This window comes from Rhodopirellula sp. UBA1907, assembly GCF_002337565.1.
Taxonomy (GTDB): Bacteria; Planctomycetota; Planctomycetia; order Pirellulales; family Pirellulaceae; genus Rhodopirellula; species Rhodopirellula europaea.
In genome coordinates this window covers 14,373-29,706 of the sequence record NZ_DDGH01000011.1, presented here as the reverse complement: position 1 = coordinate 29,706, position 15,334 = coordinate 14,373, and the positions used below count along the sequence as shown (strand labels likewise).

Genomic DNA, 15,334 nt, shown 5'->3' with positions numbered 1-15,334 from the left:
GGCACTTCAAAACTGCACGACCTTCTGCGCGGACCGGGTTCTCAAGGCGTTGCTGGCACCGAACTCGAAAACTGCACAGCCTCTCAAACCACGGGTCACGCCAAGGCTTGATCGATCGGGTTGTTGGCCAAGTAATGCCCGCACAATGAAATCGCCATCGCATCGGCGACGTCGGCAGGCTCGGGAACCGACTGCAAATTCAATTGCATCTTCACCGCCAACTGAATCTGACTCTTCGGCGCCCGACCGTTTCCAGTCATCACCTTTTTCACTCGAGTTGGCTCGTAATGCTCGACCGGCACTCCGGCCAATGCGGCGGCCAAACAAATCACGCCGCGAGCATGCCCCATCAGGATCGCCGTGCGAGGCCGATCGTAATGCGAAAACAATTGCTCCAGCGCCATCAGGTCCACCGCATGAGCCTCGAAAACTTCCGACAGCCCAACATGGATTTCGCGCAAACGTTCGGGAAGTGTGTCCGAACGGCGAGATTTTATCACGCCCGCTTCACGCAGGCACAATTGCGGCCCCTCTCGCGAGATCACCGCGTAACCAGTGGTGTTGAGCCCCGGGTCGATTCCTAAAATGCAGGAAGCCGATCCAGGACGAGCCGTTACGACTTGCGTTCCCAAGAGGTGCCTTCTTTCTTATCGAGCAACGCGACACCCAGATCAGCCAGTCGATCTCGGATCGCATCGCCGGTGGCGTAATCCTTTCGCTCACGAGCTTCCTTGCGAAGGTTGATCAACAGATGCACGACGGAATCGAGCAACTCCGCGTCCGCTTCATCTCCACCGGAAGTGGCGGGCGGTTTTGCAAACAACCCGAGCACCCGCGACAACTCCGCGATGACTGATGTTGCTTTGACCAGCGATTCGACGGCGGGCGATTTTGCATCGGCGCCAGCGGCAAGCTGATTGGCATCAATATGTCGATTGAGAGTTCGCAACGCATCAAACAACACGCTGATCGCGGCACCGGTGTTGAAATCGTCATCCATCGCGGCCAAGAACTTTTCTCGAATCGCGTGGATCTCGGTCAGCAACGCGTCGCCGGCCGGATCGAATCCGCCTTCGCCGCGTCGGATCGCCGCGGACAAATCGTAAAACGAACCGCCGGTGATCTCTGCAAAGCGATCGAAGTAGCGATAGAACGCCTCCAACGACGTCCCCGCTTCGGCCAACGTTTCTTCGTTGTAAACAATCGTGCTGCGGTACTGTGTCCGCAACAAGAAGAACCGAATGCGTTCCCCGGTTTGGCTGCGAATCAGATCCGCCAATCCACCTGCACCCTTGCTGCGGCTGATCTTGCCCGACGCTTGCTCTTCGACGCTGGCCGCTTCCGCCGCCGCGTTTTCGCGATCGCTCTTGCCGCCGACTTTGCCTTTCTCACCGGCCCGCATCAAACCATTGTGCATCCAATACTTCACCATCGGTGCGCCGTGGCAGCACGTGCTCTGAGCTCGTTCGTTTTCGTGGTGCGGGAACATCAAATCCAATCCACCACCGTGGATGTCAAATGTCTCGCCCAGAATTTCGTGACTCATCGCGGAACACTCGATGTGCCAACCGGGTCGTCCTTCGCCCCATGGGCTGTCCCAAAAAGGCTCGCCCGGACGAGCTGATTTCCAAAGTGCAAAGTCACCAGGGTTGCGTTTCTTGGCGGCCGCACCGCCACCTTCGCCTTGCTGGTCTTCCACTGAACGATTCGACAATTGGCCGTATCCGGGATCCTTCGTCACGTCGAAGAACACATCTCCATCGATCGCGTAAGCGAACCCTTTCGATTCCAACGATCCGATGAACGCAATGATCTGCGGCATGTGGTCCGTCGCACGCGGCAAATGGTCGATTTGATTGACGCCCAATTCACGTAGGTTGGCCAAGTAATCGGCGGTCATCTCCACCGCGATTTGGCTCATCGGGATGCCGCGTTCTTTCGATTTGCCGATCAGTTTGTCGTCGACGTCGGTGATGTTCACCACCCAAGTCACTTCGTAGCCGCTGTACGTCAGATACCGTTTGATGGTGTCAAAGATGACCGGACCAACCATGTGTCCAATATGGGACTCGGCATAAACCGTCGGCCCGCACAAATACATTCCCACCCGAGGAGCACGCAGAGGCAAAAACGGCTCTTTGGTTTTGCTCAACGTGTTGTAAACACGAATGGCGGGCTGGGCGGACGAAGGGGAGGCGACCGATGCGGTCGGGTCGGCGGCGGTCATGCTCATCAGCGTACGTGCGATATGAATGGAGCGAAGGCGAGGCGTCCTCGCGAATTGAGTGAGCCAGGAAGTATAGGGAATCAGTCCGGCTTGGATCGAGCCCGCTTTTGAAACCCGTCCCAAACCGTTCGCGACCCTACAAACGCCATGTTTTTGCCGAGCAAACACCTCCGTTTCAACATCCACGTCTCAACAATTGGGCAACCAGGCAAACGTGGCAAAATGGGAAATGTCCAACATCAGCCCTCCCGTTGGCCGCAACCAATCTTTCCGCCACGAATTTCTGACCCCAAATTTCGGCCGAACGCTACGATGTCAAGATGCGTAGCAATCGCACACTCCAGCCATTCGCGACGCAAATCTCCTTCGAAGGCAATCCCCTTCGTTGACGCATCCAACGGCTCCGGCCACCTTCATTGCCCCACTTCGGAAAGCGGCACCATGTCCAAAATCTCGTTCCTCGCCCTGTTGTCCCTGGCAATGATCGCCTTCACCGGCTGCCAGCCCTCCAGTGCCCCAGATGAGGCTGCCACAACACAGACCAGCGACAGCCACGATGATCACGATCATGACAGCCACGAGGGCCATGATCATGCTGGACACGATCACGAAGGGCACGGCCATGATCACGAAGGCCATGACCATGCCGTGCACGGCCACGAAACTGTCGATGCCGCCGCCGCTGGGCTGAGTACCGACGCATTGGTTCATCTCGAAAAGGCCGACGCACCCAAGACGCTCGCCGACGCCATCAAGAAGCTGACCAGCATGCAATCGACTATCGCCGGCGGATTCGCCGATGACGACGTCGATTCGATCCACAACGAACTGCACGACATCGGAACGCTGCTGGAACAAACCGAAGTGCTCGCCAAAGAGAGCGATCTCGGCGAAGAGAAAAAGAAACAAGCTCTCGCAGCAATCGACACTCTTTTCGATGCGTTCGGATCGGTCGACGCCAAACTGCACGGTGAAGAAGGTGCCGACTTCGACGAAGTCAGCAGCGACATCGAAGACGCAATCAAAGTGCTCGGAGACCTGAAATGATCTGCCGCCTGAAATACCTTGCACTCGGCACCGCATGCCTGGCATTCGCGGTCGGCTGTGAACCCGGTGCAAACGAAACCGCATCAACGGATTCCGATCCGACGGTGATCCTCAGCGAAGCTCCGTCCGATGCGTTGTCGCTGACCGAAGTCAAAGAAAAGTTCACGGACGAGGAAGCGGAAGCTCCTAACGAAATCACTTTGGTCGGCAAAGTCGACGCGGGTGAGTTCGAGGCCTTCGAACCAAACTCCGCTACATTCATGCTCAGCGAACTGCCCGACGAAGATCACACGGGCGGCGATCCGGATCATGCAGACAATTGTCCGTTCTGCAAACGCAGGCTCGCCAACGCACCCAAAGCTGTCGTGAAATTGGTCGACGAATCCGGGACCGTTCGGGCAACGCGAGCAGACAAGTTGGCCGGTCTTTCCAAGGGCGACGTGGTCACCGCATCCGGAACCGTCACCTACGACGAAGCCGTGAACCTGATCACGATCCAGACGCAGAAGATTCACGTTCGCTAGCGTGAACCAAGCCTGCCAACCGCCAGAATGGCCGTAAACCCCGCTAAAAATAGCTCTTTTCAATTTTTCTGTGAAAACTGAAGACAAGAACCCCACCACAACCAACGGGAATCTGTTATAGTCCCCATCGTGGTGGTATAGCTCGCGCACTCGGCACGGGAAACATCACGGTTTACACGAAGGAATTAGAAGAATGGCAGAAGGTACAATCAAACGGCTCACCGACAAAGGCTTCGGTTTCATCGACACTGGAGGGCCGAAAGACTTGTTCTTCCACTGCACGAATGTCGAAGGCGCGAGTTACGACGAACTGCAAGAAGGTCAAAAAGTCACTTACACTGAAGGTCGCGGTCCCAAAGGACCTTGTGCCGAAAACGTGACTCCTGCCTGAACGGCTTGATCTCGAAGATAAAATTGACACCGCCATCGAGTCACTTGATGGCGGTTTTTTTATGCGCTGACTGAATCGGAATCAGCCGGCCCAAGCGTCGCCAGAGCAACTAACAAACGGGGAACGAATTGCCCCGGATGAAGCTCGCCACAATTCCGATCGACGATTCGCTACTGCGACAAATCCAACGTGCTACCGCCGGAACTTTCGCCGCGATTCGCCTGCTGGCCATAACCCTGAGCCGCACGTCGCGAACCATCGTTCTGCTGCAACTGAGCGGCAACCTCATCTCGACTGTTGGTCAGCATCTCTTCGCTGGCCTGCTCACGAGCCATCAATTCGCGGTGCATTTCATCGCACTTCGCGTTTCGCTGCCGGTGCTCTTCGGAGACACGATGCGCCTCGCCCAACCGTGCTCGCTCGGTCTTAAGCTGCTCCGATGCCTGAACCAATTGCTCCACCGCACGCTGCTTCTGACTCAGCACTCGCATCAACTCGTTCATGTGCCCGTCCGAAATCGCGGCTTCCTGCTGGACGGTTAACTCCAACAGCAACTGCAGCAATTCAAATCGACGATCGATGATCGCTTCCATGTTCTCGTTCCAATCCTTTGATGAATCGATGCTCACGTCATGGCCCCAATCTGATCGGACCACAAACAAACGCGGCTGAGCGAACCGCAGTATCCACCCGCCGCGTGCTGCAAGTCAACGCAACCTTCCATCCAACAAACGCGACGCGTCGGTCAGGGTGCCGTTTGGTTGGTCAACTGTGCCCCTTGGTCGAGCCTTTCGACCATCCAGGCCAAGTAGCGTTCCCAACCAGCACGATCGTACCGCGTGACCATGTCAAATTCGTCGTCCCACTGTGTACCGATCCTTCCGAGCACCACGTTGGCTTGCCGGATCAAAAGATCCGCCTCACGAACGCGACCGATCTTTCGCATCATTTGCGACTGCCCTAAGAAAGCTTCGAGGGAAGCCGGCTCGTTCATGTACCGCAACGCCATGTCTCGATAGGCGTCCGCGGCTTCCGCGAATCGGCCCATGTCTCGAAGCGTGTCCGCTTGGCCGATCAACGAATTACGAAGCAACGCCCGCTGCTTGTCACTCAAGTCGCTGTCGCGCTGTTGGTTCTGCAAGTAGTTGGACAGCATCGCGAATTGATCCAGCGCGGCCTGCCGACCCGCATTGGCTTTCTGACTGAGCCCACGACGAGCCGTGTCCTGAAGCTCCGTTGATTCCAGTTCCACTTCCGGCAACTCCGCCGTCAACAAATGACCGCGAGCCAACGAGTACGCGGCAGTTTGTGTTCGCGGCATTGGCCAATATCGCTTCACCGCCTCATCCAATCGTCGCATTGCCAATTGCAATGTCGGACGAGTCGCACGCAACGCTTCCACACGCTCGCTCCACTCCAACTCTCGCGACTTCAATGTTTGTGACAAACTTTCCGCGAACAACATTTCGCCCAACGTCAACAACGAGTCTCGCCAAGCAGGACTTCGCGGAGTCAACTGGCCGTCGCTGAGATTGGCTTCCAACCATTCGCGTGCACGTTCTCGATCGCCCAAATCCGCAGCCGCTTGAGCCGCCAACAATCGAGCGTCGTATCGCATCGGGTCGCGGTCGTATTCGATGATGCATGTTTGCAACGAATCGATCGCCCCCTTCGCGTTTCCGTCTGCGAGCAAGGCTCGCCCGTGCGCCACCAAGGCTCGCGGGATCCGCCCACGTTCTTCGTATCGAAGGTAGTCCTCCAACAACACGGCACTGCGAGAAAAGTGACGTCCCTTTTGATACGACTCAATGGCCAACCAAAGCGTCGGCACATATTCTTCCGTGTCGAATTGCTCCTTCGCAGCCGCGGCAAATGCGTCGCCCGCACCGCGGAATTGCTCTCGTGCCAAGACCGATGCCTCCCGCGACAGCTCGCCTCCTGGGCCCAACCCAGCCGCCAATGTCGCTTCGCCCCAATCTCGGTAAGCGATCCCGGCTTGGCTGTGCGAACTTGCCACACCGAGCACCGGAGAAGTGACGGTGGCTGTTTCGACCGCCGGTGCGAACTGACCGGCGCCACGCAGCATCGCGATCGCGTCGATGATTCGTTGCTTGACGTTCTCTCGAACGATTTCGGGAAAGTCCAAGTACTGACTTTGGCCAATCTCTCGAACCAAGTAGCGTGATGTTTGTGCCACGTCTTCGCCCATGCCTCGACTGGCCAACAACTCGATTTCCGAAATACCACCTTCGAGTCCACGGTCATCGAATGGACGCTGCTGTCTCGCTTGAGTCAGCCGGGCCAATGCAAGATCGGGATCATTTAGCAACAGATACGACTGAGCCACCAACAAACGGGCACTGCCGGCGACCTTGGGATCCGCTTCACGCTGCAATTGGTCCAACACCTTGATGACATCGTTCAGCTCGGCCTTTGTTTCTTCAGGCAACTCACGTCCGGCAACGATTGGCACACCGGCGATCAACTGAGCCGAAATTGACGGCGGCAACGCTTCAATCACGCGTCCCACTCTCGCCAAACCTCGCTGCAAACTCAGCTGGTCACGAAGCTGCAATGCCCACGGCATTTGTGACCTCACCGCGCCGTCAATGTCTTCTTCGACACGAGCGATCACGGGGAGCGAATCATCATACCGCTTCAGTTGATTCAGCAATTCGATCCTCAGGATCTCGGCTTCGCTTCGGCGACGTTCATCCAAACTCGACTCTTCCAAGTGAGCCTCAATCGTTCGAAGCGCTTCGTCCGGCTTGGCGGTGATCGATGACGCGAGTGAACGAGCCAGCAAGGGCAGCAACTCAGCACGCAGCGTCAAGTCGATCTCAACAGCCTGCCTCAGATGCTTCGCCGCGTTCGCGTGCCGTCCCATCGCATGCAAGGTCGACCCCAACATCCGATGCCCTTCGGAATCCCGGCCTTCCGGAAACCCCAGGTCGTGGGCTCGCTGCAGATAAGGCAACGCCTTTTCCATCTGCTCATGGCGATCTCGAGGCGACACCGCTTGGTTAGCTCTCGCGTGCGTGCCCGCACCGATCAAGAACTGCTGCATCGGATACAGCTCCATGTGCTCTTCGTTCAGCTGGTCCAACCCCGATCGCTCGGCAAGGTCACCAGCGACCACGATGTTGCCCGCCACGTATTGGGCGGACGCCAAATTCATGGCCTGCATCGCATCGATCTCTCGACCACCCGCCACGATCGAGAACATGTAGGCAAATCCAACCATCGTGAACATCGTCACGAACGCGAGCGAAAGCACAGTGGTCTTGGACCGCTTGCTCGCCGGTGCGCTGTTGTCATTTTTGGATTCGTCAGGATCAGCCACTTGGGCACCTCAATAGGGAGCCTCTCGCGATACCAAATTCCGCCTCCCGACCGCAACCGCACACGAGAGACAGAACCAATCGAGATCCTAACGTTCGCCCGCCGCACGTTCCCCCAGCCACTCCAAACTCACACCCCGGCGTCTTCAGAGGCCGTGCAGTTTCTGACACCGCTTTTCGGCAGAGTTCCAAAAGGTGCACCTCTCCCGAAACGAAGTTTGGATGAGACTTCGAGCGACGCGGCTCAGGCGTACGCGAGGGTGAGGGCCTGGAATGGGAAGTGTCGCGTATCACCCTCCCTCAGAATCTCCCGTCTGTCTCAGAATACATCAAACTTTTCTCCGCCATCGCCCCCTTCTTTCGCATGTCGCAAATCCATACCAAAGAAGGCCTATGATTAGCCGCTATTTGCAGCCCCCAGCACGTTTGATTCGCGCCGAGTTATCAGGCACCGATGCCAAGCGAGATCTTTTGCTAACGGGACACGAAAGATCTCTAACGGGATCTAAGAACGAACAACCACACCTTCACCGGTGTTTCACGAGTCTCATCGCTCATAGTCGGTGAGACCGAATCAGCCGCCAGCGTCTCACGCTTTTACCGCGTGAAACCATCGCCGCTCACAGCCGACTGCCCCTGACCATTGCAAACCCGCGGCAGACAATGTCGCCTATCCATTCCCCTGAGCAGCAATCACCCGGTCGATTGTTTCTCCAATTTCTACCCTGAGTCGGCTTTCTATTCTTCTCTTCAAGCTCATGGAGACCTCATGCGATCTACATCTCGCGCGAGCCAGCGTGGTTTTACCTTGGTGGAACTACTGGTTGTCATCGCCATCATCGGCGTCCTCGTTGGGTTGCTGCTCCCCGCCGTTCAAGCGGCTCGTGAAACGGCCCGCCGAATGAGCTGCAGCAACAACTTCAAACAGATCGGTTTGGCGTTGCACAACTACCACTCGGCGTACAACCAAGTTCCTGAGCAGCAAGGGGGAACGCACGGCACCGGCACCAACGCTTGGTCCGCAGCAACAGGCAACAACCGTATGGATCTCTCGTGCCTCGTCGGCTTGACCCCATTCTTCGAACAACAAGGCTTGTGGGAACAAATCAGCAATCCCTACCAGGTCACCGAAGGATCCGCCGGCATCGGCAATGTCTACGCTCCCATGGGACCTTGGCCCGGCCGTCCACTCAATTCAGCAACCAATGCAGCCGGCGGCTTCTACGCTCCTTGGATGACCAGCCTTCCAATGTTGCGTTGCCCCAGCGACCCCGGCTTCGGTTTGCCCGGACAAGGACGCACGAACTACGGACCATGCCTTGGCGACTCGACCGACACGACCTGGGGTGGCTATCGAAACCGAGCCAATGGTGTGGTGACAAGCAACTCGTCCTACCAAACTCGCGTTCGAGCCTCTCAGCGTGGATTTTTCCGCAACCAACAAAAGTCAGCCTTCCGTGATGTCTTGGACGGCCTGTCCAACACAATCGCCTTCGGTGAGATCGTCACCGACTTGGGCGACAGCGACACTCGCACCAAACCAGTCGACGGTGCAGTCAACCTGCTGAACATCGGTGGCAACACCGCGTGCGAAGGCTTCGTCGATCCGGAGCGTCCTTAATTTTTGCTCAGCTCCGCCCCAAGATCGGCAGCGACGACAAACTCGAGGCATGAAGTGGGCTTACCGCAGTCCTGTCAGCCAACAAGTCTTCACGTTCCTGTCTCCTAACTCGCCGTTGTGCATCAACAACACCAACATCGTTTCCATCGCGACGTGCCCCATGGGAAGTCGCCACCAAGGTGGATGCCACGTGTTGATGGGTGATGGTGCAGCTCGATTCATCACCGATTCCAACGATGCTGGCAATGCAGATCGCGGACAGGTCGGAGCCCACGCTCAACACAACGACCCCGCATCGACACCCGGGTCGGAAAGTCCATACGGCTTGTGGGGTGCACTCGGCACACGCAGCGCCAACGAAGTCCTCTCGGAAGGATTTTGATCCAATGCGAATCGCAACCACAAACCTTCTCGCTCTGGCTCTGCTTGCGTTCATCGCAACAACGGTCGGCTGCGGCGAATCAGAATCCGGTCCTTCGTCGGACACGGACCAAATCCAGGAATACTTGGACAACAATCCGGAAGCAGCCAACGCGGACATGAATCCACCACCAGATCCAAAGATGTAGTTCGCTGACTACGTTGCATTGAAGCGATAAAACGCCGGCCATTCGTGGTCGGCGTTTTTTCGTTTGATGGCATGGCAATGATTCGCGACCAATTCACAATCGACTATCGCCAGAGCCACACATCCGCCCCGTCGTGCGCATCACGTGCGCGACGATCACCATGAGCGACGACTTGGCGGCGGTCGTCCAGCCTCAGCCTCAGCCTCAGCCGACACTTCGACCGGCGATGGCCCAGCCTACTCCGCCAGCCAAATGAGCAGGTGGTCGCCTTTCACTGTCTGAAGCGGCAACGCTCCCGAAACATCCTGCACGCTCGCGGGAGCCCCATTCTTGCTCCACTTGTAGGTCCCCGGCGGCAGCACCACATCGACGTTCCCGCCAACGGTGGACTCGATCAATGCCCATCGACATTTGCCATCTTCCATAAGACCGCTGACGAGGTATCCGCCCTCGCCGCGAAAACGCATCATCTTCACGTCTGGCCAACGTGTTGGCACGGCGGGAAAGATCGCTAGCTTCCCACCATGACTTTGCAGCAACATCTCTTGCATCGCCGTCGCGCCATGCAACGGTGTCTCCATCACCGGCAATCCAATCTCTGAGTAGAAAGTGTTCGGCTTCAGATACGGCCGAAGTTGTTCCAAGTACTTCAGTGCCGAATCACCATCGCCAAGCAGGGACGCCATACAGGAACTGGCAGTGTAGGAATAACCAGCGATACCGCGGCCAAACGAACGCCAATGCTTGAGACTTCGCTCGATCAACTCACGGCCTTCTTCCGAGTCAGGAGTGATAGTCCGCAACGGATAGATCGCCATCAAGTGAGACCAATGCCGATGCCCGTTGGTCAACCAAACGTCTCGTCCCACCGCTCGGCCGGTCTCGTTGGTCTGCACCGCAACCAAGTTCTCCGAGAGTTCTCGCCAAACCGGTAACAACGGTTCGTCTTCAACTGACAATTGCTTTTCTTCGGCTAGCTCGATCAATCGATTGATCGCCCAACGCAACAAATCCAAGTCATACGTGCAGTCCTCCGCCAATCGATATTCAGGGCTGAAAGTTTTCGGAAGATGCAGCGTCCCGTTTGCGTCCCGCTTCAAAAAATGCCGGTAATAGTTGACCGCCCGAGTCAGCAACGGATACAAGGTTTCATCGCGAATGGATTCATCCACCCAATACCGATACTCCAAGTCAACGTTGTGCAACACCCACAGTAGATTGGCACATTCCGCACCGATCTTTGGATCCATTTCCGGACGCCCACCTGGCTGACCAGCATGAGCGATCAGATCCCAACCCGATGAAGATCGCCCCATCGCGGACGAATCGTGTCGGTATGGCTCCGCGACGTTCTCGATCAAATGCTCTTGGTTGTCGTGCAACTTCTGACGAAGCGCCGAGACCGTTCCGCGGCGATTCGCGGTGTAGCCACCCGCGTGAGACAACTGCACATTGAGGTTCCACCAAGTCGCACTCCATGCCGTCGGCTGCAACCAAGGTCCCTGGTTATCAATGATCCACCCTCGATCGCGGGTCGCGCAGGCAAGCTTGTATTGCTGGCTCCAATAGAACGAATCCCAAAACGGATCGCCCGTCTGAAGAAAACTCTGCGAGTAGTACGAATGCCACCACTCGCGATGGCTTTTGATCCATGATTCATGATCGGCACTCATCGCCGAACGGACCGACGAGACGACGCGATCGGACGCATTGGATTCCGGAAACGAGTGCTGAACGCTCAACCACAGCCGCGTCCGGTCGGCGTCACGACGCGTCGTCCAAGCAACCGCGGTCTGGCCGCCAGCCACGAGGTCCTGGACGATCAATTGAATTCCGTCCTCCGTTTTGGTGACCTTTGGCGCCGGATGTGGATCCTTTCGTTCCGCCTTCGCTCGCACCGCCCTGGGGCTCTTGGGCAACATCGGAACATAGACGAACTCAGCATGGCTCAGCTCGCCAACCGTATGCAGTTCGCAATGGATCACCGGTTCGGTCGCGTGAGTGATTGCAGTCCATTTCGCATTCCCCTCCGCAGATTCAATCGTCCCACTGGCTTCCGCGTTCCACAATCCAATGCGAGAGGCTCCGCCGGAGATGTCGGCGGGCAAGCGAAGTTCAAGATGACCGATGAAGTGCCGTCCGCGGTTGAGCACTTCCACATGCTTTTCCGACAAATCGTCTTCGTCCCATGGCCGATGGTCGTGAGCAGCCGAACAACCGACATCGAACCGAATCGTCCGATCATCGGTTTGATAAACCAGCGTGCCTTGTTCACCGTTGCCCGTGAAAGGTGCTTCGTCCCACGAACGCGACATCGTGTCGCGCTGCCAATCGCACTGGTCAAGAAACGTCGGCCAATCAACAAGATTATCCAACGAAATCGCGGGACGCGTCTCGTCGATTTCACGCTCACCGGCCGGTTGAGCCCAACCCGTTTGACCGCCAACCAGCCCATAACAAACCAACAGTCCGCAACAAATAAAAATAGCGAACAAAAATTGACGATGAGCGTTGGACGGTGACATAAACGCAATCACTTCTGGCGATAAAACAGAGACTCTCGACACAACAGCGACGATGTTAATCACGTCCAAGAAAAAACACACCTCACCCGTCGTCAGCTGACATTCCTTCGCCAAGAACAACAACGGTGCTTCGATCGATTGCCTCGTCGTCGCGAATCATTCTTGCAAGCTCAATTCGCGTTCACCGAAAATTGATCCAGCACATACGACAGCACCGTCGTGTGCTCCACATCAGCTCCCTTGTAGTGCAACTCGCACTCAACACCTGACTCATGAAGCTTCTCCTGCAGCTTCACGCCGAAATTGGATGTGTGCGTCGGGTCGCCTTGCTTCTGCCCGATCTTCGGCACATCGCTGTAGAACATGTAGATTGGCGGGTCATCCGACGAGACATGCTCGATCGGCGAGTACGCTTTGATCCACGGGAGAACGTCTTCTCTCGCCGCCAAAAACCTCGCGAATTGGGCCGGTTTCTTGTCACCCTTTTTCGCGAACCGGCCGAACGCATGGCCGCCATACCAACTGTTCGGCGTCCACTCCCGCATTTGCTTCGGATCGAGCGTTGTTTGAGGACGGATCACAGCAGCCCCCATCAATCGAGTGGACTGGCGTGCAATCGGATCCTCGCTCGATGGATCCTTCATGTCATCGTGCAAAGCCAACCACAACGAAGTGCACGCACCGGCCGATCCCCCCACCGCGATCATTCGATCCGGATCAATTCCAAATCGCATTGAGTGATGACGCACGAACTGCAACGCGCGAGCACAATCCGACATCGGTGCCTTGACCGGCGGCGTGACATGTCCAGCCAAAGCGTCTTGGATGTACCGATACTGAACGGAAACGACAGTGATCCCCGATTCCAACAACTGCGGCAACATTCCCATCAAGTTCGCATCCGTCTGCGATCCGCCACGCCAACCTCCTCCATGAATGTAAAAGACGCACGGCGACGGACCGTCCGTGGCAACCGTCGGTTTCCAAAACATCAACGTCTGCTTGCGATGATCCCCATAGGAAATCCCGGATTCGGTTGGTTCCGGCGAGACGGGCTCCTTCGGCGTTTGGGCGACCGCCATTCCAGTGAGACAAACTGCAAAGCAACCCACCCGCAAGATCATTTGAAAAGAAAGCATGGTTGTGATTGATGGATAAGGCATGAAGGTGGTTGGAAACGGAGCGCCGTTGTTTTACCGGAACCAGGCAATGGCAGCGATGATCCAGCGTCCACCAGAATTCGTGATGACGATTGATCGCTCAGGGCTGAACCACCGGAGCCAAGTAGAGATTCCGATACGACACATTGGTATGGTCGCCTTGCAAGTAAATCGGTCCGGGCTCATCCGGGTTGGTGTGGATCGCTCCCGCGGTCGGTCGCGAAATCGGTTGATTGTCGATGACCTTCTCGCCATTGAGCACCACGGTCACGTGACGGTCCACCAACGTGATGTCGTACATTTGCCACTCGCCTCCTGCTCGCCCCGCGTTCTTCGAAGGTGGGATCTCGCCGAAGATCGCTCCCACACCTTGGATGCCTTGCATCCGACTGTCACGGTCCACCACTTGAGCCTCGTACATGCCTCGCAAGTAAACTCCGCTGTTGCGTTGTGACCCAACGAGAAATTCAAGGTGCAACCAGAAGTCCTCAAACGATGCTTCCGTTTTCAAATTCGCGTGGTCGCCAGTCGCACTAAAATCGGTCTTCGGCGTGTTGTTCTTCAGCACGCCATCGACCACCGACCAACCATTCTTCTTGTTCGGCTCATGCGTCGTCCAACCCGTCATATCCTTTCCATTGAACAAGCTGATCGGGTGCCCAAACCGAACCTTGGAAAGGTCCGGACGATCCGAAGGCATGACAGAGATCTTCGTCCCCGTGAACGTCACATGTTCTGGTTGCCGATTGGCAAGTGTTCTCACCATCACACCATCCAATTCATCGTTCACCAACCCGACGTTCACACGGGTCGTGCTCACGCGTTTGCCTTTCGACTGCTTGACGATCTCAAACTGGACGCGTCCATCGATCACTTCGACATCGCGGTATGGCCCGGCCGAGCCAACATAAATCCGCAATGACACAACCGGCTTGCCTGCCTGCTCTTCCACTCTCATCCAAGCCGGTTCGCCTGTGGACAGGTCCAGCGACCAATCACCAAACAACGCCGATGGAACGGATTCGCCATGAACCGTCCCAACGAGGAATGTTGCGAGGCCAAAGAACGCGACCACGCCAGCCAAACGAGCACCAGAAAGAAGCTTCATCACAATCTTGCAAAGTCAACGAGAGAGAAAAGAGAAAGAGGGAACCCGCCACGCCGCCAAACATCCCACCGCCAAGGCGAACGAAATGATAAGCCAAACCAGTGGCGGGCACTGCCCGACATAGGCCAAGCCCCAAGACACACGGCAAGGACAATGACCGAACCAATTCGCCTCGCCCCGAACCAGAAACACTTGGCGGAATGAATCTTGGAAGAGCGATTTCATTTGCAATCGTTCATCAACCAAGAACTGGCCACAATCCCCACATACGACAATGAAACAACAAATCTTCCTCAGCTCGCCCAAGCAAGTTTCCTTTGGTTTGCTCGCCCTCCGCGTTGCGTTTGGTTGCTTCATGATGGTTCACGGCCTGCAAAAGGTCATGGGCTTTTCAACGATCTCGGAAGGCTTCCCCGACCCGCTCGGCATGGGCCATCAACTGAGCCTCGTGTGCGCCATCGCCACCGAAGTCGGGTGCTCCATTCTATTGATCCTCGGCCTGGGAACACGCGTCGCGGTTCTGGGCCTCGCGTTCACGATGTTCGTCGCCTTGTTCTTGGTTCACGGCAGCGATCCGTGGAAGGTCAAAGAACTGGCCGCCGTCCATCTCGCAACCTACGCAGTGATCTTCATCACCGGCCCAGGCAAATTTTCACTCGACCAAAAACTGTTCGGAAACAACGAACCAAACGAAAACTAACTCCGTCCAGCGGCCAACCATCGCGGCTTTTACAGCATCGGTAGTGTCGTGAAAGGGAATGCATCTGCGACGAGCGACCAATGCAATCGTCAAAATGTCGAATCATTTCTTGACGCAACAA

14 protein-coding genes are annotated in these 15,334 nt (G+C 56.4%); 7 read left to right on the top strand and 7 right to left on the bottom strand.

What is annotated here, in order from left to right; all coding sequences use genetic code 11:
* Nucleotides 1-95: 95 nt before the first annotated feature.
* Together ruvC and cysS are read right to left on the bottom strand one after the other, a co-directional pair.
* Nucleotides 96-632, bottom strand: a complete 537-nt coding sequence (gene ruvC / locus B2R17_RS03100) for a crossover junction endodeoxyribonuclease RuvC (RefSeq protein ID WP_286762804.1) — start codon at nucleotides 630-632, stop codon at nucleotides 96-98.
* Nucleotides 614-2,233, bottom strand: a complete 1,620-nt coding sequence (gene cysS, locus B2R17_RS03095; RefSeq protein WP_286762803.1) for a cysteine--tRNA ligase — start codon at nucleotides 2,231-2,233, stop codon at nucleotides 614-616. The genes ruvC and cysS overlap by 19 nt, the downstream gene beginning before the upstream one ends.
* Before the next feature lie 435 nt (nucleotides 2,234-2,668).
* On the opposite strand from cysS, the gene B2R17_RS03090 reads away from it, so the two are divergent.
* The 3 genes from B2R17_RS03090 to B2R17_RS03080 all read left to right on the top strand — a co-directional run bounded on the left by B2R17_RS03090 (nucleotide 2,669) and on the right by B2R17_RS03080 (nucleotide 4,189).
* The gene (locus B2R17_RS03090) at nucleotides 2,669-3,274 is read left to right on the top strand and encodes a hypothetical protein (protein ID WP_286762802.1); all 606 of its coding nucleotides are present in this window, start codon (nucleotides 2,669-2,671) and stop codon (nucleotides 3,272-3,274) included.
* Nucleotides 3,271-3,798 carry a hypothetical protein gene (locus B2R17_RS03085; RefSeq protein WP_286762801.1) on the top strand — a complete coding sequence of 176 codons (528 nt, stop codon included), beginning with the start codon at nucleotides 3,271-3,273 and terminating at the stop codon, nucleotides 3,796-3,798. The genes B2R17_RS03090 and B2R17_RS03085 overlap by 4 nt, the downstream gene beginning before the upstream one ends.
* A gap of 193 nt (nucleotides 3,799-3,991) precedes the next feature.
* Complete coding sequence (locus B2R17_RS03080; RefSeq protein ID WP_007326931.1) at nucleotides 3,992-4,189, top strand: cold-shock protein; 198 nt, start codon at nucleotides 3,992-3,994, stop codon at nucleotides 4,187-4,189.
* 170 nt (nucleotides 4,190-4,359) lie between these two features.
* On the opposite strand, the gene B2R17_RS03075 is transcribed toward B2R17_RS03080, so the two are convergent.
* On the bottom strand, nucleotides 4,360-4,782 hold the full coding sequence (locus tag B2R17_RS03075) for a hypothetical protein (RefSeq protein WP_236615912.1): 423 nt from the start codon (nucleotides 4,780-4,782) through the stop codon (nucleotides 4,360-4,362).
* 152 nt (nucleotides 4,783-4,934) lie between these two features.
* Entirely contained in the window at nucleotides 4,935-7,532 is a 2,598-nt protein-coding gene (locus B2R17_RS03070; protein WP_286762800.1) for a hypothetical protein, read from the bottom strand.
* 767 nt (nucleotides 7,533-8,299) lie between these two features.
* Between B2R17_RS03070 and B2R17_RS03065 the strand changes: the two genes are divergently transcribed.
* Genes B2R17_RS03065 through B2R17_RS03060 form a run of 3 tightly spaced genes read left to right on the top strand, consistent with a single transcriptional unit; the run spans nucleotide 8,300 to nucleotide 9,720 of the window.
* A complete protein-coding gene (locus tag B2R17_RS03065) occupies nucleotides 8,300-9,151 on the top strand; it encodes a DUF1559 domain-containing protein (protein ID WP_414707211.1) in 852 nt (283 codons plus the stop codon).
* A gap of 49 nt (nucleotides 9,152-9,200) precedes the next feature.
* Nucleotides 9,201-9,533 (top strand): DUF1559 domain-containing protein, encoded by a 333-nt coding sequence (locus B2R17_RS28260; protein WP_414707210.1) that lies wholly within the window; start codon nucleotides 9,201-9,203, stop codon nucleotides 9,531-9,533.
* Between the two features lie 4 nt (nucleotides 9,534-9,537).
* On the top strand, nucleotides 9,538-9,720 hold the full coding sequence (locus tag B2R17_RS03060) for a membrane or secreted protein (protein WP_008659914.1): 183 nt from the start codon (nucleotides 9,538-9,540) through the stop codon (nucleotides 9,718-9,720).
* Between the two features lie 236 nt (nucleotides 9,721-9,956).
* Here the strand turns inward: B2R17_RS03060 and B2R17_RS03055 are convergent, their stop codons facing one another.
* The 3 genes from B2R17_RS03055 to B2R17_RS03045 all read right to left on the bottom strand — a co-directional run bounded on the left by B2R17_RS03055 (nucleotide 9,957) and on the right by B2R17_RS03045 (nucleotide 14,513).
* The gene (locus tag B2R17_RS03055; RefSeq protein WP_286762799.1) at nucleotides 9,957-12,245 is read right to left on the bottom strand and encodes a glycosyl hydrolase family 95 catalytic domain-containing protein; all 2,289 of its coding nucleotides are present in this window, start codon (nucleotides 12,243-12,245) and stop codon (nucleotides 9,957-9,959) included.
* Between the two features lie 170 nt (nucleotides 12,246-12,415).
* Nucleotides 12,416-13,384: an alpha/beta hydrolase gene (locus B2R17_RS03050; RefSeq protein ID WP_286762798.1), complete on the bottom strand. Its 969-nt coding sequence runs from the start codon at nucleotides 13,382-13,384 to the stop codon at nucleotides 12,416-12,418.
* Between the two features lie 121 nt (nucleotides 13,385-13,505).
* Entirely contained in the window at nucleotides 13,506-14,513 is a 1,008-nt protein-coding gene (locus tag B2R17_RS03045) for a 3-keto-disaccharide hydrolase (RefSeq protein ID WP_286762797.1), read from the bottom strand.
* 274 nt (nucleotides 14,514-14,787) lie between these two features.
* Here B2R17_RS03045 and B2R17_RS03040 point away from each other — a divergent pair, with 274 nt between their 5' ends.
* Nucleotides 14,788-15,213 (top strand): DoxX family protein, encoded by a 426-nt coding sequence (locus B2R17_RS03040; protein ID WP_286762796.1) that lies wholly within the window; start codon nucleotides 14,788-14,790, stop codon nucleotides 15,211-15,213.
* Nucleotides 15,214-15,334: the final 121 nt, after the last annotated feature.